The organism is Streptomyces sp. DvalAA-43 (genome assembly GCF_900091725.1).
In the GTDB taxonomy this organism is placed as follows: domain Bacteria; phylum Actinomycetota; class Actinomycetes; order Streptomycetales; family Streptomycetaceae; genus Streptomyces; species Streptomyces pulveraceus.
The window spans coordinates 252,168-273,521 of the sequence record NZ_FMBW01000095.1; the positions used below are offsets into that span (position 1 = coordinate 252,168).

Annotated in this window: 21 protein-coding genes and 2 pseudogenes; 8 read left to right on the top strand and 15 right to left on the bottom strand. The window is 70.6% G+C overall.

Going from position 1 to position 21,354, the window contains the following annotated elements:
- Positions 1–148: 148 nt before the first annotated feature.
- Positions 149–2,371 (bottom strand): NADP-dependent isocitrate dehydrogenase, encoded by a 2,223-nt coding sequence (locus GA0115234_RS40965; protein ID WP_093551969.1) that lies wholly within the window; start codon positions 2,369–2,371, stop codon positions 149–151.
- Between the two features lie 234 nt (positions 2,372–2,605).
- Here GA0115234_RS40965 and GA0115234_RS40970 point away from each other — a divergent pair, with 234 nt between their 5' ends.
- On the top strand, positions 2,606–3,535 hold the full coding sequence (locus tag GA0115234_RS40970; RefSeq protein ID WP_093551971.1) for a TIGR03619 family F420-dependent LLM class oxidoreductase: 930 nt from the start codon (positions 2,606–2,608) through the stop codon (positions 3,533–3,535).
- A gap of 103 nt (positions 3,536–3,638) precedes the next feature.
- Here GA0115234_RS40970 and GA0115234_RS40975 read toward each other — a convergent pair.
- Positions 3,639–4,994 (bottom strand): annotated as a pseudogene (locus tag GA0115234_RS40975) (ATP-binding protein).
- The gene (locus tag GA0115234_RS42055; protein ID WP_141718552.1) at positions 4,991–5,137 is read right to left on the bottom strand and encodes a winged helix-turn-helix domain-containing protein; all 147 of its coding nucleotides are present in this window, start codon (positions 5,135–5,137) and stop codon (positions 4,991–4,993) included. The pseudogene GA0115234_RS40975 and the gene GA0115234_RS42055 overlap by 4 nt, the downstream one beginning before the upstream one ends.
- 76 nt (positions 5,138–5,213) lie before the next feature.
- On the opposite strand from GA0115234_RS42055, the gene GA0115234_RS40980 reads away from it, so the two are divergent.
- The 3 genes from GA0115234_RS40980 (at position 5,214) to GA0115234_RS40985 (ending at position 7,090) form a co-directional block, all read left to right on the top strand.
- A complete protein-coding gene (locus GA0115234_RS40980; protein ID WP_093551973.1) occupies positions 5,214–5,774 on the top strand; it encodes a hypothetical protein in 561 nt (186 codons plus the stop codon).
- A 219-nt stretch (positions 5,775–5,993) separates the two neighbouring features.
- Positions 5,994–6,347 carry a helix-turn-helix domain-containing protein gene (locus GA0115234_RS42925; protein WP_202554691.1) on the top strand — a complete coding sequence of 118 codons (354 nt, stop codon included), beginning with the start codon at positions 5,994–5,996 and terminating at the stop codon, positions 6,345–6,347.
- A gap of 20 nt (positions 6,348–6,367) precedes the next feature.
- Positions 6,368–7,090 carry an IS630 family transposase gene (locus GA0115234_RS40985; RefSeq protein ID WP_202554692.1) on the top strand — a complete coding sequence of 241 codons (723 nt, stop codon included), beginning with the start codon at positions 6,368–6,370 and terminating at the stop codon, positions 7,088–7,090.
- A 7-nt stretch (positions 7,091–7,097) separates the two neighbouring features.
- Here the strand turns inward: GA0115234_RS40985 and GA0115234_RS40990 are convergent, their stop codons facing one another.
- The 9 genes from GA0115234_RS40990 to GA0115234_RS41030 all read right to left on the bottom strand — a co-directional run bounded on the left by GA0115234_RS40990 (position 7,098) and on the right by GA0115234_RS41030 (position 15,183).
- Positions 7,098–7,403, bottom strand: coding sequence for a cupin domain-containing protein (locus tag GA0115234_RS40990; RefSeq protein WP_093551975.1), 306 nt, complete (start codon positions 7,401–7,403; stop codon positions 7,098–7,100).
- 196 nt (positions 7,404–7,599) lie between these two features.
- Positions 7,600–7,821 (bottom strand): hypothetical protein, encoded by a 222-nt coding sequence (locus GA0115234_RS42725; protein ID WP_161275758.1) that lies wholly within the window; start codon positions 7,819–7,821, stop codon positions 7,600–7,602.
- 212 nt (positions 7,822–8,033) lie between these two features.
- Positions 8,034–8,666, bottom strand: coding sequence for a sigma-70 family RNA polymerase sigma factor (locus GA0115234_RS41000; RefSeq protein ID WP_093551977.1), 633 nt, complete (start codon positions 8,664–8,666; stop codon positions 8,034–8,036).
- 256 nt (positions 8,667–8,922) lie between these two features.
- Positions 8,923–9,669 carry a hypothetical protein gene (locus tag GA0115234_RS41005; RefSeq protein ID WP_093551979.1) on the bottom strand — a complete coding sequence of 249 codons (747 nt, stop codon included), beginning with the start codon at positions 9,667–9,669 and terminating at the stop codon, positions 8,923–8,925.
- 136 nt (positions 9,670–9,805) lie between these two features.
- On the bottom strand, positions 9,806–10,324 hold the full coding sequence (locus GA0115234_RS41010; RefSeq protein ID WP_202554693.1) for a copper chaperone PCu(A)C: 519 nt from the start codon (positions 10,322–10,324) through the stop codon (positions 9,806–9,808).
- A complete protein-coding gene (locus GA0115234_RS41015; protein ID WP_093551981.1) occupies positions 10,324–12,612 on the bottom strand; it encodes a heavy metal translocating P-type ATPase in 2,289 nt (762 codons plus the stop codon). The genes GA0115234_RS41010 and GA0115234_RS41015 overlap by 1 nt, the downstream gene beginning before the upstream one ends.
- On the bottom strand, positions 12,612–12,818 hold the full coding sequence (locus tag GA0115234_RS41020; RefSeq protein WP_256088945.1) for a hypothetical protein: 207 nt from the start codon (positions 12,816–12,818) through the stop codon (positions 12,612–12,614). Before GA0115234_RS41020 ends, GA0115234_RS41015 begins: the two co-directional genes overlap by 1 nt.
- 215 nt (positions 12,819–13,033) lie before the next feature.
- Positions 13,034–13,693: a DUF5134 domain-containing protein gene (locus GA0115234_RS41025; protein ID WP_093551985.1), complete on the bottom strand. Its 660-nt coding sequence runs from the start codon at positions 13,691–13,693 to the stop codon at positions 13,034–13,036.
- Entirely contained in the window at positions 13,690–15,183 is a 1,494-nt protein-coding gene (locus tag GA0115234_RS41030) for a PepSY-associated TM helix domain-containing protein (protein ID WP_093551987.1), read from the bottom strand. Before GA0115234_RS41030 ends, GA0115234_RS41025 begins: the two co-directional genes overlap by 4 nt.
- Before the next feature lie 257 nt (positions 15,184–15,440).
- Between GA0115234_RS41030 and GA0115234_RS41035 the strand changes: the two genes are divergently transcribed.
- Genes GA0115234_RS41035 through GA0115234_RS41045 form a run of 3 tightly spaced genes read left to right on the top strand, consistent with a single transcriptional unit; the run spans position 15,441 to position 18,270 of the window.
- The gene (locus GA0115234_RS41035; RefSeq protein WP_093551989.1) at positions 15,441–16,478 is read left to right on the top strand and encodes an ABC transporter substrate-binding protein; all 1,038 of its coding nucleotides are present in this window, start codon (positions 15,441–15,443) and stop codon (positions 16,476–16,478) included.
- A 56-nt stretch (positions 16,479–16,534) separates the two neighbouring features.
- On the top strand, positions 16,535–17,500 hold the full coding sequence (locus GA0115234_RS41040; protein ID WP_093551991.1) for a FecCD family ABC transporter permease: 966 nt from the start codon (positions 16,535–16,537) through the stop codon (positions 17,498–17,500).
- Positions 17,497–18,270, top strand: a complete 774-nt coding sequence (locus GA0115234_RS41045) for an ABC transporter ATP-binding protein (RefSeq protein ID WP_093551993.1) — start codon at positions 17,497–17,499, stop codon at positions 18,268–18,270. Before GA0115234_RS41040 ends, GA0115234_RS41045 begins: the two co-directional genes overlap by 4 nt.
- A 1,095-nt stretch (positions 18,271–19,365) precedes the next feature.
- Here the strand turns inward: GA0115234_RS41045 and GA0115234_RS41055 are convergent.
- The 3 genes and pseudogenes from GA0115234_RS41055 to GA0115234_RS42730 all read right to left on the bottom strand — a co-directional run bounded on the left by GA0115234_RS41055 (position 19,366) and on the right by GA0115234_RS42730 (position 21,124).
- Positions 19,366–20,370 carry an AraC-like ligand-binding domain-containing protein gene (locus tag GA0115234_RS41055; protein ID WP_093551997.1) on the bottom strand — a complete coding sequence of 335 codons (1,005 nt, stop codon included), beginning with the start codon at positions 20,368–20,370 and terminating at the stop codon, positions 19,366–19,368.
- 302 nt (positions 20,371–20,672) lie between these two features.
- Positions 20,673–20,933 (bottom strand): annotated as a pseudogene (locus GA0115234_RS44580) (IS701 family transposase); the annotation flags it as partial.
- Positions 20,918–21,124 carry a hypothetical protein gene (locus GA0115234_RS42730; protein ID WP_176729412.1) on the bottom strand — a complete coding sequence of 69 codons (207 nt, stop codon included), beginning with the start codon at positions 21,122–21,124 and terminating at the stop codon, positions 20,918–20,920. The gene GA0115234_RS42730 and the pseudogene GA0115234_RS44580, both read right to left, overlap by 16 nt.
- 99 nt (positions 21,125–21,223) lie before the next feature.
- Here GA0115234_RS42730 and GA0115234_RS44585 point away from each other — a divergent pair.
- Positions 21,224–21,354, top strand: a 131-nt coding sequence (locus GA0115234_RS44585) for a transposase (protein ID WP_176729413.1), incomplete at its 3' end; no start/stop codon positions are given.

The following is a 21,354-nucleotide window of genomic DNA, read 5'->3' on the forward strand; positions in this document are numbered from 1 at the left end:
CGATCCGGCGAACGCCCGGGTCGGAGAACGGCGACATGTCAGCTTCGCGGTTCCGGCCCGGGACATGGAACCGCCCCGGCCGGGCATGATGCCGACCGGGGCGGGAGGGGCGGGGCGCCTGGATGCGCCCCTGTCCGCAGGTGCTTCGTCAGCCGATGGCGGCGATGGCCTCGACGAACGTGGCCGACGGGCGCATGACGGCCGCGGCCTTCGCCGGGTCGGGCTGGTAGTAGCCGCCGATGTCGACCGGCGAGCCCTGTACCGCGATCAGCTCGTCGACGATGGTCTGCTCCTGCTCGCCCAGCGTCTTCGCGAGCCCGGCGAACGCCTGCGCGAGCTGTGCGTCGTCGGTCTGCTGCGCCAGCTCCTGGGCCCAGTAGAGGGCCAGGTAGAAGTGGCTGCCGCGGTTGTCGATCCCGCCCAGCTTGCGGCTCGGCGACTTGTCCTCGTTGAGGAAGGTGCCGGTGGCGCGGTCGAGGGTGTCGGCGAGGATCTGGGCGCGTGCGTTGCCCGTGGTCGTCGCCAGGTGCTCGAAGCTGGCCGCGAGCGCGAAGAACTCGCCCAGGCTGTCCCAGCGCAGGTAGTTCTCCTTGACGAGCTGCTGGACGTGCTTGGGCGCGGAGCCGCCGGCGCCCGTCTCGAACAGACCGCCACCGTTCATGAGCGGGACGACCGAGAGCATCTTCGCGCTCGTGCCCAGCTCCAGGATCGGGAACAGGTCGGTCAGGTAGTCACGCAGCACGTTGCCGGTGACCGAGATGGTGTCCTCGCCGCGGCGGATGCGCTCCAGCGAGAACGCGGTCGCCTTCTCCGGCGACATGATCTCGATCTGCAGACCATCGGTGTCGTGGTCGGCGAGGTACGTCTTGACCTTGGCGATCAGCTGCGCGTCGTGGGCGCGGTCCTCGTCGAGCCAGAACACGGCCGGGACGCCGGTGGCGCGGGCGCGCGTGACGGCGAGCTTGACCCAGTCCTGGATCGGGAGGTCCTTGGCCTGGCACATGCGGAAGATGTCGCCGGCGCCCACGGCCTGCTCCAGCACGACGTCGCCCTTGCCGTCGACGACCCGCACCGTACCGGTGGTGGGGATCTCGAAGGTCTTGTCGTGGCTGCCGTACTCCTCGGCCTTCTGCGCCATCAGGCCGACGTTCGGCACCGAGCCCATGGTCGACGGGTCGAAGGCGCCGTTGGCGCGGCAGTCGTCGATGACGACCTGGTAGACGCCCGCGTAGCTGCTGTCCGGGAGCACCGCGAGGGTGTCGGCCTCCTGGCCGTCCGGACCCCACATGTGACCGGAGGTGCGGATCATGGCCGGCATGGACGCGTCGACGATGACATCGCTCGGGACGTGCAGGTTGGTGATGCCCTTGTCGGAGTCGACCATGGCCAGCGCGGGGCCCTCGGCCAGCTCGGCCTCGAAGGAGGCCTTGATCTCGGCGCCCACGTGGGGCACCGAGTCCAGGCCCTGGAGGATGGCGCCGAGGCCGTCGTTCGGGGAGAGACCGGCCGCGACGAGCACCTCGCCGTACTTGGCGAAGGTGTTCGGGAAGAAGGCGCGGACCACGTGGCCGAAGATGATCGGGTCGGAGACCTTCATCATGGTGGCCTTGAGGTGGACGGAGAACAGCACGTCCTCGGCCTTGGCACGGGCGACCTGCGCGGTGAAGAACTCGCGCAGGGCCGCGACGCGCATGACCGCCGCGTCGACGACCTCGCCCGCGAGCACCGGCACCGACTCGCGCAGCACGGTGGTGCTGCCGTCGTCGCCCGCGAGCTCGATGCGCAGCGAACCGGCCTCGGTGATGGTCGTGGACTTCTCGGTGGCGCGGAAGTCGTCGACGCCCATGGTGGCGACGTTCGTCTTCGAGTCGGCGGACCACTTGCCCATGCGGTGCGGGTGCGCCTTGGCGTAGTTCTTGACCGAGGCGGGGGCGCGGCGGTCGGAGTTGCCCTCGCGCAGCACGGGGTTCACGGCGCTGCCCTTGACCTTGTCGTAGCGCGCGCGGACGTCCTTGTCCTCGTCGGTCTGCGGGTCGTCCGGGTAGTCCGGGAGCGCGTAGCCCTGTGCCTGGAGCTCGGCGATGGCCCCCTTGAGCTGCGGGATCGAGGCCGAGATGTTCGGAAGCTTGATGATGTTGGCCTCGGGGCGCTTGGCCAGCTCACCGAGCTCGGCGAGCGCGTCGTCGATGCGCTGGCCCTCCTGGAGACGCTCGGGGAAGCCGGCGATGATGCGTCCGGCCAGCGAGATGTCACGGCTCTCGACATTGACCCCGGCCGTCGAGGCGTACGCCTGGACGACGGGCAAGAACGAATACGTCGCCAGGGCCGGGGCCTCGTCGGTGTGTGTATAGATGATGGTCGAGTCAGTCACCCTGTGCTCCGCTCCACGTCTGCAACATTGCTTGACATCAAGATATCTCGTGATCGCCCCGGCCTCGACAGGGCCCTGCTTTCGCAGACGGCGAAGCGTGGCCCCCCGGTCGCGGGGCGCACACCCGCCCCGGAGCGCGGTCCCGCCGGGCGGCACTCCCGGTGGGAAGCCCGGCATGCAACGGACATGTGTCATACGGTGGTTGCCCCACCGCCCACCAGAAGGAGTGCGCTCATGCCGGTCTCGCTGGGTCTCGGTCTCCCGCAGATGAAGCAGTACGACATCGGCCGCGATGTGGCCGCCGTGGCCCGCGCCGCGGAGGAGACCGGCTACGAGAGTCTGTGGGTCTTCGAGCGGATCCTCTTCCCCGAGCCCGCCACCCAGGGGCTGTACGGCGTTCCGGGGCTGCCCTGGCCCGATCAGTACCGCAGTGTCGCCGACCCGCTGATCACGCTCGCGCTGGCCGCCGGGGCGACGGGTCGTGCCCGTCTCGGCACCAGCGTCCTGGTCGCGCCGCTGCACATGCCGTTCCAGCTGGCCCGTTCGCTCGCCTCGCTCGACGCCGCGAGCGGCGGACGGGTGGTGGCGGGCCTCGGGACGGGCTGGTCCCTGGACGAGTACGCCGCCGCCGCGGTCGCCCCCTTCGAGAAGCGTGGTGCGGTCCTGGACGAGCTGCTCGACGTGTGCGCGGCCGTCTGGGGCCCGGATCCGGTCTCGTACGAGGGCGAGCTGACCACGATCGCCCCGTCCGAGGTCGGCCCGAAGCCGGCGCGGCCCATTCCGGTCTATCTGCCGGCGAACAGCCCCCGGGCCACCCGCCGCCTGGTCGACCGGGCGGACGGCTGGATGCCCGTTGCCATGGGCGCCACCCAGCTGGCCGAGCAGTGGAAGCGGGTGCGGGACCTGGCGGCGGAGCGCGGCCGGGAGCGTCCGGTCGGCGTCTGCGCCCGCGCCAACGCCAGGTACAGCGCCGAACCGGTCGGCGGCGCGGACCGCGCCCCCTTCCACGGCAATGTGGCCCAGATCGTCGAGGACCTGGTGGCCCATGCCGGGACGGGCGTCCCGGAGATCCTGCTGGATCTCCAGGGCACGACACGCGACGCCGCGGAGCTGATCGACGTGGCGGCCGAGGTGTACGGGGCGGCACGGGCGGCAGGCGTCTGACGGCGCGGCGGCGGCACGGGTACGGGGGCACACCGCCGGGCTTCGGCGGTAACCCCGGTACCCGTCACGGCGGTCTCGTACGGGAGGAGCCCGCCGGATCGGGTCAGCCGCGGCGGGCCGCGCCCCGACGGCGGCGGCGCCCCGGCTCGGGGCGTCTGCCGTCGAGCTGGATCCAGATGCGTATCTCGGTGCCGCCGAGCACGGAGTGGCCGATGCGGACATCGCCGCCCGTGGACTCCGCCATCCGCCGCACGATGTCCGGTCCGAGCCCGGTCGAGCCGGTTCGGCCGCCGGTGTCGCCCCGGGCGAGCGCCGCGGCCGGATCGGGAATGCCCGGTCCCGCGTCCGAGACGAGCACGATCACCACGTCCCCGCCGTTGTGCACGTCCACCGAGAAGGCGGTGCCCTCCGGCGTGTGCCGGAAGACATTGCCCAGCAGTGCGTCGAGTGCGGCCACGAGGTCGGCACGGGCGACCGGGATGCGTGTCGGCACGGGCGACACCCGCGACGCTCACCGCGCGCCCCTCGTCCTCCGCGAGTGCGGACCAGAAGTCCATCCGCGCACGGATCACCTCGGCGTCGCAGCCGGCCACGGGCACCACCGGGGCGGTCCGGGGCTTGGCTCGCATGCGGTGCGGATGATCGTGTCGACCTCGCGTTCCAGCTGCTCGACGACGGCCCGGGTCTGCTCCGCGGCGGGTCCGTGGCCGAGCGAGGCGGCATTGAGCCGCAGCACTGTCAGCGGGGTGCGCAGCCGGTGCGAGAGGTCCGCGGCGAGCTCCCGTTCGTTGGCGAGCAGGTGCACCACCTGGTCCGCCATGGGGACCGCGGCCTGCCTGAGCTCGTTCGGTCCGTCCTCGGGCACCCGCACGCCGAGCTTGCCCTCGCCCAGTTCGAGTGCGGCGCCCGCGAGCCGCTCGGCGGGCCGGGTCAGTCGTACGCCGAGCCGGTCCGCGACCGCGACCGAGCCGATGACCAGCCCGATGCCGACGCCGGCGAGCACGATCCAGGCGCTGGTCACACCGTTGGTGACATCGGCGTCGGACACGAACACCTCGCCGACCGATATCTCGCCGGAGTCGAGCGCGACGGGTGCCGGCAGCGCCGAGCCGCCGGGGACCTTCGAGACGCCGGTCCGGCCGAGCCCGGGGCCGGCCTCGACCTCGTCGTGCCCGGCCCGGCCACGGCCGATCTCCGGCTCGGACCGGTCGTCACCGGCCGGGATGTGCAACGCCATCCGTCCCGCCGCACCGGCGTCGGTGGACAGCACGGCGCGGCTCGGCTGCTCCCGGTCGGTGGTGATGGAGCGTGTGGGCCCGATGGCGGCGGCCTGCCGCTCGGCGTTCGAGAACGCCCGGTCCGAGGCCAGTTCCTTGACGACCAGGCCGAGCGGGACCGCGAAGGCGACCACCACCATCACGGTGACCGCGGGACAGACCCTGATGAGTGCCCATCTCACCGCGTGGGCTCCGGCCCGGCGCCCACGCCACGGAAGGTACGCGGATGGCGCGGCCCGGCGGCGGGCTCGCCCGGCTTCCGCCGCAGCCAGGACGGGGGTACGTCGTTGGTCCGGTCGTCCTCGACGACGAGCGCACTGGCCATGGCAAAACCGTACGTTGTTCAACTACTTGCTCCCCTGAGGTATACCGGGGCCGCACATGGTGCACTATGGTCCGCGATGCGACGAGGACTGGTTCACGGCATAGCTTGGGTGCTCTCCACGGGAGCCGCTGTCACGCTGTCCTGGTGGGGCGTCCACACGGTGCTGTCGGGGACCGCGTACGACCCGCCCCGCGCCCTTCCGATCGCGGACGCGGCACGCGCCGCGGAGAAGGAGGCGAAGCCGCGGCCCTCCTTCACCCGCCGTCCCGAGAAGTCCCCGGAGCCCAGCGAATCCGCGCCCGGCGGCGACAAGGGCGACAAGGACACCGCGGTCGGGCAGCCGTCGGCCGGTACCTCGCACAGTTCCGCCCCGCCCCGAGGACCGAGCCCGGGGGGCGAGCCGTCGAGCGGGGCCGTGAACGTGAAGGGCTACACCGTCGACGGCGGCCGGGTCGTCTTCGGCATCAAGCGCGCCTCGGCGGATCTGGTCTCGGCGACGCCCGATTCGGGCTGGCAGATGCAGGTGTGGAAGACCGCGCAGTGGATCCGGGTGACCTTCACCCGGGACGACCGCGAGATCTCGGTCTTCTGCACCTGGTACCAACACGCGCCGCTCGTCGAGATCGAAGGGCAGTAGCTCCGGCCGGGCATCCGTCCGGCTGTCTCCGACACAACGCGATACCCGATCAGTAGAGTCGGCGGCGACTCGGCGAATCCAGCACGGCCCGGGGTGTACCCCGCTCGGTGCCGGACCCTCCCGGCTCGCTAGTGGCTCATCTCGGTTTGTTGGCCGGGTAATTGATCCTCTACTCGTTGCGGGGCAGGCTGCTTCCAGGTCGTGATCGTGGAGGTGGTCGTGAGGCGTCGTCCGGGAGTGTTCGTCCGGCCCGTGAGCATGGAGGAGGGCCGTCGGCTGCGGCGGATCAGCCGGACCGCGAAGGACCCGGTGAAGTTGCGGCGGACGATCGTGGTGATGATGTCCGCCCAGGGCCAGTCGGTGCCGGACATCACCTCGTTGATGCAGGTCAGCGCCGACTATGTGCGCGATGTCATCCATGCCTTCAACGAACGGGAGTTCGAGGCGCTGGACCCAAAATGGAGTGGGGGACGCCCCAGGACGATCAGTAGCGAGGTGCGCGAGCACATCTGCCTGATCGCCCGGAATCCCCCGCCGACTGGCGTATCACCGCCTTCTCCGCCTGGAGCCTGACCAAGCTGGCCGAGCACCTGGTGAAACAGTCAATCGTCCCGGCGGTCGGCCGCGAGACCCTGCGGCGGATACTGCGCGAGGGCAAAGTCTCCTGGCAGTCGACCACCACCTGGAAATCCTCGAACGACCCGGACTTCATCGCCAAGATGCACCGGGTCCTGGCGCTGTACGACACGCCGCCGGCCGATGGCCGGGTGGTGTGCGTGGACGAGTTCGGGCCGCTGAACCTGATGCCCCGCAAGGGCAAGGCGTGGCGTCCACGCCGCTCACCTCGTCGTCTGCGAGCCACCTACAACCGGTACGACGGGGTGATGCACATGCTCGCCGCCCTCGATCTGGCCACCGGCAAGCTGTACTACCGGATCCGGCCGCGCAAACGATGGCGCGAGTTCCTGGTCCTGCTCAAGGCCCTGCGGGCCCGCTGGCCCGGCGAGAAGCTGTACGTCGTCCTGGACAACTTCTCCCCGCACAAGCACGCCAATGTGCGGGCCTGGGCCGCGGCCAACGACGTCGAACTGGTCTTCCTGCCGACCTACGGATCATGGCTGAACTGGATCGAGTCCGAGTTCGCCGCCCTGCGCTACTTCGCCCTCAACGGCACCGACCACCGCAGCCGCCACGGGCAGAACACCGCCATCGCCGCCTACATGCACTGGCACAACGCCCAGGCCGGGCCGAAGACCAACTTCGCCCCGGGCTCACCCATCCGCACCTGGACCGAGTACCCGGCCAAGGCCGCCTGAAGGGCCGTTACTCCTCCGGCAGTTCCACGATCACCAACGTGCCCCGGCTTCCGGGGCGGACCGTGTGTGCAGCTCCCGCCGCAACCATGAACAGCTCGCCCGCCCGCACCGACACCGGCATGCCGTCCACCTCCAGCTCCAGCCGGCCGTCGAGGACCAGCAGAGCCTCGGCGGCCCCATGGCTCTCTTCCTCGACCGGCAGCCCGTCCATGCGCAGTACCTTTACGCAGGCCGCCCCCACCATGCCCAGCCTGCGAGAGCTCCACGCCTCCGGCAGACCGGCCGCCGTCTCCGCAAGGTCGACCGCACTCATGGCACACCCCTCCTCACGGACCCGGTCGGTCATGCCGAACGGACCCGCACACAAAGATCAATGGATGCCCTGAAAGCTACCTGACCAGGAAAAACAAGTGGTCGACCGTTTGGTAAAGCCTGTCTCAGACCGAGGCCAACCCCCGGCCCACGCCAGAGGCTCATCCATTACCCGGCCAACGATCCGAGACGAGCCACTAGGAGATACCGTCGAAGGCCTTCGCCTCGGTGACGTGGTCGGCGAACTGGGTCGCGCTCATCTGGACGCGCTGGCCGAAGTCGTCGGTGAGGACGATGCGGCGGTCCTCGCTCGCGGAGGGATCCACGAGGAGCTGGGGGCAGCCGCAGTCGCAGTTACCGCAGAACGTGGCGACGGTTTCGAGGGAGGTGAGGTCGGGGACTTGTGCGTCGAGGGTCATCAGGGCACCCCCACCGGGGGCGCCTTCTCCACGGCGGCCTTGGACAGGGCCGATATACCCGCGTAAGCGCGCTGTCAGACCGAAACGACGCGTGCGTCATCTCTCCGCGTAACCAGGGAACTGCGGACGGTTCGGAGCCGACTATCCAAGGGGGCGCGCCTCGCGCGCGTATGAGCCGGGGCCGCACCGGACAGGTGCGGCCCCGGCATACATCACGCGGCCTGAGGCACGGCCTCCGCTTCGCCGCGCTCCAGTTCCGCGGTCAGGGCGGCACGCGCACGGGCGACCCGGGAGCGGACGGTGCCGATCGGGCAGCCCGTCACATGGGCGGCCTCCGCATAGGAGAACCCGAGCAACTGGGTGAGCACGAACGCCTGGCGGCGGTCGTGGGGAAGCGCGGCCAGGAGCTCCTGTAGCGCCACCCCGTCCTCGAAGCCGGGCAGCCCGGTCGGTTGGGCGCGCTCGACGCTCGCACGCCAGTCGTGGGTGTCGGCGAGCAGGGGGCGCGCGGCGGCCCTGCGGAAGTCGTCGACGACGGCGCGGCGGGCGATGGTGAGGAGCCAGGTGCGGGCCGAGGAACGGCCCTCGAAGCGGTGCAGCGTGCGCAGCGCCCGAAGAAACGTGTCCTGCGCGAGGTCCTCGGCCGACTGCGGATCGGCGGACAGGTGGGCCACGTACCGCACGACGTCGCGGTGCAGGGCCCGGACGAAGGCATCGGCGGCCTCCCGGTCCCCGGTACGGGCGGCGAGCGCCCAGCCGGTCGAGGCGGTGTCCTCGGCCGTCCTGTCCCGCGGGACGGCGGTGGCGCGCTGTGGCCCGCGCGGAACGGGCAGGGTGGTGTTCATCGCCAAGGGTGTCCTTCACGGATCGGTCCGGCACCCGGGAGTCCGGTCACGGCGCGGACTCGCGCGTGCAGCGACTGCGGTTACGGCGCGCGGGACGGCGTACGGAACGGTCCGGGTTCCGGTGAATGGGGCACCCGGGCCCTTCGGGGCCGGGTGTGCCGGAGGACTCCCCCCCTGCTCGCGGGTATGGCTGCGCGCCGGTCGGCGACCGGTCGTGAGTCAGGGGTCTACGTCCTCCGGAATGCCTGCCGCATCCTCAGAACGCGGCGGACACCCCCGGCGGCCCGCGCCGGTCCCGCGCTCGGGCACACCGCAGGCCCGGCGTCGGCCGGTCGCTCAGACCCCGGCGAGCTCGCAAGCGGCGGCGCGGGACGGGCAACGGCGCTCTGAGAAGGGGGTGGAGAGGCGCGAGCAGCCAGCCTGCGACCGCGCGCAGAACCTGGAAGGCGGCGCGTTCGCCTCGGGCCAGCCACACGCCGCAGACGACGGCGGCGAGAAGGTGTGCGACGAGCATGCCCGTGGACGACATCCCGGCCATGTCGTGGCCTGCGTGGGTCATCGAGCTCATGCCCAGATGGCTCGTGGAGGACGCATGACTCATACCGGCCATGTGCTCCATGCCCGCCATCGCGCCGTTCGCGGGCGAGTGGTGCATGCCCGCCATGTGTTCCATGCCGCTCATGGAGCCCGCGGCTGCCGTGCCCGCCCCGGTGACGGCCTCGGCAGCCGCGCCTCCGGTGGCTCCGAGCGCCGGCTGCGCCGCGGCGAAGGCGTTGTGCAGCCCGCCCTGGGTTGCGACGGCGAGGACCGTGACCAGCCAGGGGCCGCGCTCGCGGGCGGCGAACCACCAGCCGGGAACCGCGAGCGCGAAGAAGCCGGCGGCCAGCACCCAGAAGGGAATCGGGGCCTCGGACATGAGGACGTGCCCGGTCGCGGCGAGCGTGACCGAGACGACGGCGAACATCGCCGCCCTCACCGCGCGTCCGACCGGCCCCGCATCCATGGCTCCTCATCCTCCCATCGCGGGAAGCCAAGCAACATGACAGGGTGTCCGGCTTGTCGCCCATATCGGAGAAGCGGATGCGGCGGCGGAATTCTGGCATACGCAACCGGAGAAGGCGATGGTGCGGTGCACGGCGCTACGGGCGAGGCAGGCGGTCGGTCCGCGCGCCGGGCCGCACGACCACCGCCCGGATCTTCAGGGGCTTTCCCCGCGCGAAGCGGAGCGTGAAGGAGACCTCTTCGCCGGGCCGCCATGTTCCCTTCGGCCGTACCGTCACGTCGATTCCGTGCGGGGTCATGGTGAGCCCGTCCTTTGCCGGGACCGTGACGGAGTCCACCGGCTGCCGGTAGGCGCCCCCGGAAGACGTCATGTGGTGTTCGCTCAGCCTGGGCGCTGCGACCGTATCGGTCGAGGTGATGCGCACGAGCCGGTCGGCGGAGCCCCCGTCGTTGGTGAGGGTGAAGAAGGCGGCGGTCTCCGGCGTCGAGCCGAACGACTGGTAGACGTACGCCTTCGTGACGGCCACGTGCGGCGGGCTCCCGGCGCGTCCGCTCGCCGTCCAGGCACCGAGCCCGGCGAGCGCGATGCCGCAGGCGAGGACGGGAGCGCCGACGGCGGTGAACGATGTGCGCAGACGTGCGGAAAGAACGGACATCAGAAGGCCGCCCTCGGTGACGGACACCGGCGCCGTGCGGCTGCTACTGCAGGAGTCGGCTGCCAGTGGCGCAGGCGGAGGCTGCCGAGGACGACGAGGACCGAACTGAGGGACATCGCGGCGGCGGCGAGCATCGGGTTGAGCAGGCCCACCATGGCGAGTGGGAGGGTGACGACGTTGTATCCGAAGGCCCACAGCAGGTTGCCGCGAATGGTGGCGAGAGTGCGGCGGGCAAGGCGTACGGCGTCGGCGAGGGCTTCGATGTCGTCGCGGACGAGGGTGACATCGGCGGCGCCGATGGCGACGTCCGTGCCGGTGCCCATGGCGATGCCGAGGTCGGCCCCGGCGAGCGCCGCCGCGTCGTTGACGCCGTCCCCGACGACCGCGACCCTCTTTCCCTCGGCGCGCAGCGTAAGGACGAGCTCCGCTTTTCGCTCGGGGGTGCAACGGGCGTACGTCTCGTCGATGCCGAGTGCGGTGGCGACGGCTCGCGCGGACTCCTCCTGGTCGCCGGTGGCGAGGACGGGGCGCACGCCGAGGCGGCGGAGCCGGTCCACGGCGTGGTAGCTGCCGGGGCGTACGACGTCGCCGAGCGCGAGGACGGCTTCGGGCCGCCCGTCGACACGGACCAGGACAGGGGTGTGGGCGGCTTGCAGGGCGGTGGCGAGGGCCGCGCCCAGCTCTTCGGGCAGTTCGCCCTCGGGGACACCGACCTCGACGAGCCGCCCGTCCACGTGTCCGCGTACGCCGTTTCCGGGTGTCGCGGCGAAGCCGCTGAGTGCGCCCGGCCGTACGGCGCCTTCCCCGAGGGAGCGCTCGGCGTGGCGTACGAGGGCCCGGCCGAGCGGATGCTCGGAGCCGGTCTCGACGGTTGCCGCGAGCCGCAGTACCTCCTGCGCGCCGGGGCCTTCCGTACGTGTGGTGAGGGCGGCGACGGTGAGGTGGCCGGAGGTGAGGGTGCCGGTCTTGTCGAGCACGACGGTGTCGATCTGCCGGAGGGCTTCGAGGGCCTGGGCTCCCTTGATCAGGATGCCCAGCTGGGCACCTCGGCCGGTGGCGGCCATGAGGGCGGTGGGGGTCGCGAGCCCGAGTGCGCAGGGGCAGGCGACGACGAGGACAGCGACACAGGCGGTGAAGGCGGGCTGCGGATCCGCGTCCGCGCCGAGCCAGAAGCCGAGCACGGTGACGGCGAGGGCGAGCACGACAGGCACGAAGACCCCGGCCACGGTGTCGGCGAGCCGCTGGGCGCCAGCCTTCCCGGCCTGGGCCTCGGTGACGAGGGCCGTGATGCGGGCGAGCTGGGTGTCGGCGCCGACGGCCGTCGCGCGTACGAGCAGGAGTCCGCCCGCGTTGACCGAGCCGCCCGTGACGGCGGAGCCGGCCGCGACCTCCATGGGCCGGGTCTCACCGGTGACGAGAGACAGATCCACGGCGGACGTGCCCTCCACGACCTCGCCGTCCGTCGCGACGCGCTCCCCGGGCCGTACGAGGAAGACCTGGCCCGCGGCGAGGCGCGCGGCCGGAATGGTCCGCTCCACGGCTCCGTCCCGCACCGTCACTTCCTTCACGCCGAGCTCGGCGAGCGCACGCAGGGCGGCCGAGGTGCCGCGCCGGGCGCGGGACTCCAGATGGCGGCCGAGGAGGACGAAGAGCGGAACACCGACCGCCGCTTCGAGATAGACGTGCGCCATCCCGTCCGACGCCGTGGGCAGCAGTGCGAAGGACATCCGCATGCCGGGGGCGCCGGCGCCCCCGAGGAAGAGCGCGTACGAGGACCAGCCGAAGGAGGCGAGGACGCCCAGCGAGACGAGCGTGTCCATCGTCGCCGCGCCGTGCCGCGCCCCGCGCCAGGCCCGCTCGTGGAAGGGCCACGCGCTCCAGCAGGCGACAGGTGCGGCGAGTACGAAGCACAGCCACTGCCAGTTGCGGAACTGGAGCGAGGGCGCCATCGACAGGACAAGGACGGGGAGGGCGAGGAGCGCGGTCACCAGGAGCCGCTGCGGGACACCGGGCTCGGTCGCCGTGGCCTCCCGGTCTTCGCCGGACGCGGGCGGCGAGGGGAGACGGGCGGTGTACCCGCCTCGTTCGACGGCGGCGAGGAGCGCGTCCGTGCCGAGGTCCGCCGGATGCTCGACATGGGCGGTACCGGTCGCGAGATTGACGGTGGCGCGGACACCTTCCAGTGCGCCGAGCTTCTTCTCGACCCTGCGCACGCAGGCCGCGCACGTCATGCCGCCGACGATCAGATCCGTCGTGGCGAGGGTGCGCGGAGCCATTTCTCGGCTCATCAGTGGCCCATCCCACTCATGCCACCCATGTCGTGCGAGCGCGGTTCGTCATCCTGGTGCGTGACTCCACGCATGTCGGGGGCGACGGGCCCGGCGAGTTGCCCCGCTCCGTACGAGGCTGCGAAGAGCGCGGCGAGCAGGAGCAGGAACCCCCCGAGCAGTGCGTACGGGGCGGGGGCGGAACGCCGTTGGGTGTGAGCGGTCACCGAGTGGTCCATGAGGCAGGCTCCGGGCGAGAGTGCGAGTCGTACGCACCAGAGGTCGGCCACCCCGGGCCGCGAGTTCCCCCGGGCCCGGGTGGTGTGCGTCACATATCGGGCATGTGTCACGCGTGCCCCAGAGGAATCACGGTTCCGGGGTACGCCCGACGCGGGGACCCGACGAGCCCGAGGGCCGTCCAGTCGCCGTCGAACCCAACGACTCACACCATCACGACGAACATCACCGCCATCCCCAGCGCCATCAGCCCGTGACAGCCCACGTCCCAAGCGGCGTGTACCGCGCCGCCCGAGGCCGCGCCGCCCGTTGTGCATGGCGCGAGGCGGCCCGTGTCGAAGCCCTTCGCGAGCCACCACAGCGCGAGGACCAGCAGCACGAGCGCGAGCAGGCCCGCGGTCCAGCGGTCGCCGGTGCCGCTGAGCGTCATCGTCGCGAGTGCTCCCGGGGCCGACATGTCCATCCCGGGCATGTCGTGCGCCTGGCCCGCGTCCATCGCTCCCATGGACATGCCCGACGACATCGCGGCGACCATCCACGCCATGGCGCCGGTCATCACGGTGTGCGGCAGTGTGCTCGCGAGGGCTCGCAGCCGAGGTTCGGGGCCGTTCGGCAGCGCGAGGGCGGCCAGCACGAACCAGGCCGCGGCGGCGGAGAAGAAGATCACCTGTGGCGTGCCGGGCAGGTCCATGCCCCAGGACCAGGCCATCGCGAACATGGCGACGGCCATCACCGCGTGCAGACCGTGCGCGAGCCGTGCGGTCCACGGGTGGGAGCGGGCCGCGAAGGCGCGCCACAGACCGTAGGCGGCGAGTGCGCAGAAGAGCAGCGTCAGAATCCAGCGCAGCCCGGTGGCGGCGATCATCGGGCCATCTCCTTCGGTGTCTCGGCTCGCGCCTCGGTGCGCGTGCGTCGGCGTACCTGCGCGACTGCCAGGTCTCCGAGGAGGAAGCAGGCCAGGGGAAGTCCGAACAGCGGCAGGTAGTAGGCGAGTAGGGCGGTCACGACGGCGAGCGGTGCCATGACCCTGCCCGGCACTCGGCGCCAGGCTCCCCGCGCCGGCGGGCGGCCGAACCGCGTCCCGCCCGCCCGGGTGGGCCTGCGCAGCCACCACATGCGGTAGCCCCAGAAGAGCATTCCGATGAGCGCGAGGGCGATGACCGCGAGAGCGATCTGGTTGGCCAGACCGAAGAGCAGTCCCATATGGGCGTCGATGCCCCAGCGTGTGAGCTTGGCGAGGACGGGGAAGTCGTCGAAGACCAGCTTGTCCATGACCTTGCCGGTGGCCGGGTCGATCGCGACCGAGTCCTGCTGCTCCGGCCAGTGCCGCGTGTTCTCCTTGACGATGTACGCGCTCTTGTTGTCCGCGGGCGGGCTGATGACGAGCTTGCCGCGCAGACCCTCGGAACGGGCGATGCGGACGGCCTCGTCTAGATCGACCTGCGTGGCGGAGGAGCCGGCAGAGGGTTGACCTGAGTCCGCACCTGCCGAGCCGCTGCCCTGCGTGCCGTGATCGAGGGCCGCGGAGACGGAGGGCGTCGCCCCGCCCAGCGAGTCCTGGAACTTGCCGATGTTCACGCCCGCGTGCGCCGACCAGGTCAGCCCGGTTGCCGAGAGCGCGAGGAAACCGGCCGACACCCACAATCCCACGGCCCCGTGCCAAGACAGTGTTCGCTTGCGTCCCTTCGGGCCCCGGCGCGGCACGAACAGCTTGCGCAGCCGCTCCCGGCCGCGCGGCGCCGCGAGCCACAGGGCGAGTCCGCCCAGTACCTCGACCCACAGCCAGCTCGCGGCGATCTCGCTGTAGTTGCGGCCGAATTCGCCGAGGTGCAGGGTGCGGTGCAGGCTGTCGAACCAGGCCCGCACGGGCAGCCACTCGCCGAAGGTGCGCAGTGTGCCGCGCACCTCCGCGTCGTACGGATTGACGAAGGCGGTCTGTGTGTAGCCGTCGGGCAGTCCCTTGACGTCGAAGGTGACCCGGGTCGTGTCGCTGTCGCCCGCGCCCTTGGTGACGGAGACGAGCTGCCCGCTGGGTATCGCCTCGCGGGCGGATTCCACCTGAACTGCGAGCGGTTTCGGCTCGCCGTGCGGGGTGACCTTCAACTCGTGGCGGTAGACGACGGACTCGATCTGTGGGGTCGCCGTGTAGAGCAGTCCGGTCACGGCTGCGACGAGCAGGAATGGGCCGATGAGGACGCCCGCGTAGAAGTGCAGGCGCAGTAGAAGGGGCCGCAGCCCGCTCCAGGTGCCGCCGCCGCCTCCCGGCGTGGGCGTGGCGAAGTCCTCGGGCGGGGTGGCCTCCTCGGTCTGGTGTTGCCGGAGCGGTGGTGGCGCGGCGGGCGTGGTCTCGGTCATCGACTCTTCCTCATGCGTGGACCGGTGGGGACGGTGAGGTGCATGTACAGGAGTCGGAGCGAGAGGGGCGTGAGTTCCCGCACGCATGGCGTCATGTAGGTCACAGAGGGTGTGGGGCGCCGCTGCGCGCCGGGACGGGCCTGGCCATCGCCGTCACCGCATGGCACGTCCCGATCGCCGGGAACTTCTCCGCCCTTGCCCCCGACTCCTGCAACAGCGCCTCAAGGTGCCTCACTTGATCACCGAGGAGAACTCCCATGCCGACACCCAGACCGGCAGCCATCGCCCTCGCCACCCTCCTGTGCCTCGCCGCCGCCGGCTGTTCCGAAGCGGACTCCGGCTCCGGCACGGACGGCGGGAAGGCGCCTCCCACCGCGCAGGGCGCGTACCCCGTCACTCTCAAGAACTGCGGACGCGACCAGACGTTCGACAAGGCCCCCGGCCGGGTCGTCGTGATGAACGGGGCCTCGGTCGCCGAGGTGTCCACGCTGCTCGCCCTCGGCCAGGGCGACCGGATCGTCTCCAACCAGCAGACCTACGGCATGTCCGAAGTCCCAGGTCGCGCCGAGGAGATCAAGGACCTGCCCACGGGCGGGGTGAAGCCGAACGACACCTTCGACATCCCGCGCGAGGCCATGATCAGCCTGCGGCCCGACTTCGTGCTCTCCACCACCTCCTATGGTTTCGACGCCAAGAACGGCTTCGCCACCCGCGAGCAGCTCAAGGCGGTCGGGGCGCGCACCTACATCTCGCCCGAGGGCTGCGGACAGGACAACCTGAACATGACGATCGACGACAGCTACACGCTGCTGCGCGACATGGGCAAGGTCTTCGGCGTCGAGGAGAAGGCGGAGAAGCTCGTCGCCACCGAACGGCAGAACATCGCCGACGTGGCGAACAGGGTCGCCGACGCGAAGAAGCCGAAGGTCATGGTCATCTTCTCCAACATGACCATGGGCGGAAACGACTTCAGTTCCGTCGCCGCCCACGGCATCTACAACGACATCCTCGCCAAGGCCGGCGGCAGCAACGCCTTCGCGAGCGCGTCGAAGACCTCCTTCGCCGACCTCAGCAAGGAGAAGCTCGCCGCCACCGACGTGGACGCCCTCGTGGTCGTCAGCTACAACGACCCCGACCCGACCGCGTACGCGAAGAAGCTGCTCAAGGAGTTCCCCCAGTGGCCCGCAGCCAAGAAGAACAAGTTCGTGGTGCTGTCCGACTCGATGTACCTCGGCCCCAGCAACGACATGGCGGTCGAGAAGATCGCCAGGATGCTGCACCCCGACGCCTTCTGAGCCGACTCCCGCTCTATGTCTGCGCCCTCGTACTCACCGTCGCACTGCTGGTCTCGATGGTCCTCGCCATCGGCATCGGCGCGGTCAACGTGCCGGCCGGTGACGTGTGGACGGTCCTCGTCCACCACGCCACCGGCCGGGGGGCCGTGGACGACATCGCCCTCGACCAGATCGTCTGGCAGTTCCGCACCCCGCGTGTGGTCCTCGCCGCGGTCGTGGGGGCGGGACTCGCCGTCGCCGGCGCCGTCCTCCAGACCCTCGTCTCCAACCCGCTCGCCGATCCCACGGTGCTCGGCTTCTCGCACGGGGCGTCGCTGGGAGCGGTCCTCGTGATCACACTCGGCGGGGCGGGGCTCGGCGGACTCGGCGTTTCCGGAGCGGCGTTCGCCGGTGCCCTCCTGGCGGGGCTGCTGGTCTTCGCGCTCGGACAACGCAGGGGGCGGCTCGCGCCCACGCGGCTCGTCCTCGCCGGGGTAGCGGTCGGCTATGTGCTGCTCTCGGCAACGAGCTTCGTGCAACTGCGAGCCACACCGACCGAGTTGCGCGGCGTCATGTTCTGGATGCTGGGCAGCGTCTCAGGGGCCCGCTGGAGCCAACTGCCTGCTGTCACCGCAGTGGTAGCCATCGGGACGGCGCTTCTCGCCTCCTTCGGCCGGCGCCTGAACGCACTGCTCGCCGGGGACGAGTCGGCGACGTCTCTCGGCGTGGACGTGCACCGCACCCGTGCGGTGCTGCTGGTGGTGGCCGCACTTCTCACCGGGACCGTCATCGCCGTCGCGGGCGGCATCGGCTTCGTCGGCCTGATGATCCCGCACCTGGTACGGCTCGCCCTCGGCGCGGACCACCGCAGGCTGCTCCCTCTGAGCGCACTCCTCGGGGCCGTCTACCTCGTACTGGTCGACCTGCTTTCCCGTACCGTCGACCGGCCCAACGAACTGCCCTTGGGCATCCTCACCGCACTCCTCGGCGCACCGTTCTTCCTCTGGCTGCTGCGCCGCAACAAGGGGCTCGACGCCGCATGAGACTGACCGTGGACGGACTCGACATCACCCTCGGCGCAACCCCGGTCCTGCGCGACGTCGTACTCGACGTGTCACCGGGCCAGATCGTGGGCCTCGTCGGCCCCAACGGAAGCGGCAAGTCCACCCTGCTGCGGGCCGTCTACCGTTCGCTGCGCCCCGCCGCAGGAGTCGTCGAGGTCGGCGGACGGGACGTGTGGCGGCTCTCCTCGCGGGCCGCCGCCCGGCACACCGCCGCCGTTCTCCAGGACGGGGCGGGCGCGGGCGGCCTCACCGTCGCCGAGACGGTCGCGCTCGGCCGTACCCCGCACCACGGGGTACTGGGCCGCGACGGCGAGGGCGACCGGCGCGCCGTCGCCGAGGCGATGGAGAACTGCGGCATCGCGCCGCTCGCCGACCGCGACCTCTCCTCGCTCTCCGGCGGTGAGCGCCAGCGCGTCCTGCTCGCCCGAGCCCTCGCCCAGGCCCCGGAACTCCTCGTGCTGGACGAACTGACCAACCATCTCGACATCCGCGCCCGGTTCGAACTCCTCGGACTGATCCGGAAGACCGGCGTCACGACCCTCGCCGTGCTGCACGATCTCGACCTGGCCGCCCGGTTCTGCGACCGACTCGTCGTCCTCCACCACGGCCGTGCCGTCGCCGCGGGCCCAGTCCTCGACGCCCTCACCCCGCGCCTCCTTCACGAGGTCTTCGGGGTCCGCGCCCGCGCCGAACGGCATCCGGACGGCGTCATCCGGATCACGTACGAGGCGGACCCGCTTGCCCCATGAGGGTTTTCGCGATCAGCGAAGCCTCCGGCCAGGCTGCGCAGCCACCGCCGCAACCGGGCGGGCGTCGAGGGGGCTAGTACTCCAGCCGGACTTCTCATTAGCGCTGGTCAACGGCTTGGGTGCGGATGTAACGGGCTGGGACGGGGGTGGGGCGGTCTTTGCGGGGGTCGTCCCACGAACGTGTGGCCGCGCTGCTTGTAGTGGCAACGTTCCGGGCAGCCCGCTCGCATGAGTGATGCACCAACGGACCTGTGGGAAAGCGGACTTGCTGAGCTGCTCTTGCGGATCGGTCCACTCCGAGCTCGGCCGGCGGTGCCCTCAGCCACGCGTGGCTGAGGGCACCGCCGCATTCCGGTCGCCGGCGCCTTCGTCGGACGTCGGCTCTCGGTACACTTCCTCGACCGGCCGTGAAGAAGACTCCGGCTGGTCGGCAGACGCCGCGAGATCTTCGGCTACGCCGATATCGACAAGGGTCCGCGTTCGCCGCAGTTGCGCAGGCCTGCCGCGATTCCTACGGTGCAGCCGTGACTGGCAGGAACGGGAGGAGTTCCCACGCGGGATCGCTAACCGTCGTAGACTCCCCAGTCCCGCACGCTGCCGTGACCGGAGCAGTCACCGCTGAAGACCCAGTAACCCGGGCCGACCAGCGGACCCCAGATTTCGGTACCGTCCGAGCACTGGGTCCACGATCCGGAACTTCCGTAGTCGACGTTGCAGTCCGCTCTCCACGACGTGCCGTAATTGACGAAGTTGTTGCAGTAGTTCGAATGTTTGATCGAAGGCGCTCCGTTGCCGCCCTGCGTCACCACTACCGGCCCGTCAGGCACCTGTCGCGGCTGCGCCGCAGTTGCCGAGGGCGCGGACTCGACGGGCATGGCACTCGCCGGTGCGGCTACGGCAGCGGAGGCTCCGACCAGGACGAGCAGCAGTCCAGCCGCTGGTACCGAATAGCGTTTCATTTTCCCTCCACGGGAGCAGGAATTCGCGCGGGAGCACCGCGCAATGCACGGGACAGGCATGCCCATGCCATGGGCTGAACCGTGCGATCTCACCGTGACACGGGAGGCGCGAGGGCAATTGGGAATCAGCGCAGCGTCACTTGTGTCCTGGCGCAGTCCGGGCCTGCCGTGTGGCCTCGTGGCGGAATTCCGTGGGAGTCATGCCATGGGCTGACCGGAATGCCCTGCTGAACTCGGCCGGCACCAGGAAGCCCCACCGCGCTGCCAGCGCACTGATCGACTGGCTGCGTTGCCGGGGGTCGGTGAGGTCGGCCTGGCAGCGCTCCAGGCGCCGTCGGCGGATTGTGGCCGCGACGGTACTCGCCTCCGTACGGAACAGTTGGTGCAGGGCGCGGACAGAAATGTGGTGGTGTGCTGCGATATATGCCGGCGTGAGTTGGGGATTGCTGAGGTTGTGGTCGATGAAGGCGTGGATGCGGGCCAGCAGGACTTGGCGGCGGGTGTCTGCGGGTAGCCCCGATGCGGCATCGAGCCGCGTGGCCAGAAACGCGGTGGCCAGGTCGAATCCCACGCTCCCCAGGCGGAGCAGTTCCGCCTCGTCGCAGTGCGCGGCCTGGTCGCGCAGCCCGGTGAGATAGGACGTGAGGAGCGCTCCCGACCCGGTCCGGGAGGGGAGAAGTGTGGCGACCAGTTCGTCCGTCCGACCGAGGGGCAGCGGGATCGCGGTTCTGGGCAGCCGGATCATGGTGAGCCGAGGGGGCTGTCTGCCGTCCCGGAACTCACAAGCCAGAGGGACGGAGGTGTCGAACAGGGCCATGTCGCCCGCCCTGAGCAGGATGTTGTTGCGTCGTTGCTCCAGCCCGACCGGGCCGCCGTGGACCAGGAAGAGGAAGTAGGACTCGGGATCCGCCCGCCGGATGTGGATCGGGGTGCGGCAGGCTGACATCGGGGAGAAGCGGAATGCTGACACTTGGGCCCGGGGCAGCTGCAGCGAGGCTGCCTCACCCACGAAGGAGTCGACGCGTTCGCACGTGATCGACACGGGAATGACCGCTTCGGCGACCATCGACGACCACCATTCGAAGCCGCCGCGCGCGCTGACGCTGTTCGTTGAGACGCTCGCCGCCCATGTGCCCGCCATCTCGCCCCCTGATCCTGAACATGACAGGCCTCAATCTTCGGCTGCCCGAATGCCGACAAGCGAGCGGCTCGCCGGCCAGTCTGGCAACCTCTCAGGCCGAGAAGCTGTGCACCTTGTCGCTGGAACCGTGGTGGCGAGCGTTCGATCGGCTGCGGCCCGTCCAGTTCAGTGCGTGGGTGACGGGGTCACGGTTGGCTCGGGGTGGGGCAGGAGAGTGTCCAGGAGGCGTCGGATCTCTGCCACGGTGAGCGGGACGAGGGCTGATCCGTTTCTGCAGCCCCCTTTGCGGCGTCGTTGCCGGCTTGGGCGGTGAGTGCGGTCAGGACGGCGTGGGCAAGCATGGCCAGAGTGATGTGCCGGTACCAGCCGATGCAACGGCGGTCCTCGTACTCGTCAAGGCCGCATTCGTTCTTCGCGGCCTTGGAAGCACTCCTCGATCGCCCAGCGGGAGCCGGCGACGCGGACCAGTCCGGCAAGCTCGACCCCGGCGGGTGCATAGGCAAGGCAATAGGCGATCTCGCTGGGGTCGGACAGGCTGCGCGGGCCATCACCCAGCGGTGATGGTCGGCGGATCGGAGTCGAAGATGATGTTGGCGGGCAGTTTGGCCGCGGCCCAGTCGTAGACGCGCGGGCCCTTTGCTCCGTCACCGCAAGACAGTCGCTGCCAGGCATCACTGGGTGCTTCTTCGATGAGCTGGTCGATGCGCCAGATACCGGCCAGGGACTTGATCTGCTGCGACTTGGGCACCGCCACCACGTATCCGATGTCGAGCTGCTCGAGCAGTGAGGTTCCCCCGAGATGCGGGGAGGGGTGACAGAAGGTCAGATGGGTCTCATGAGAGGAGCCCAGACGATGCCTGCGCCGAGGAAGTACCCGCTGGAGTTGCGTGAGCATGCGGTACGGATGTACCGGACCGCCGAGCCGAAGCCCGTGATCCGCCGCATGGCCGAGGAACTCGGCGTGCACCACGAGGCCCTGCGCGA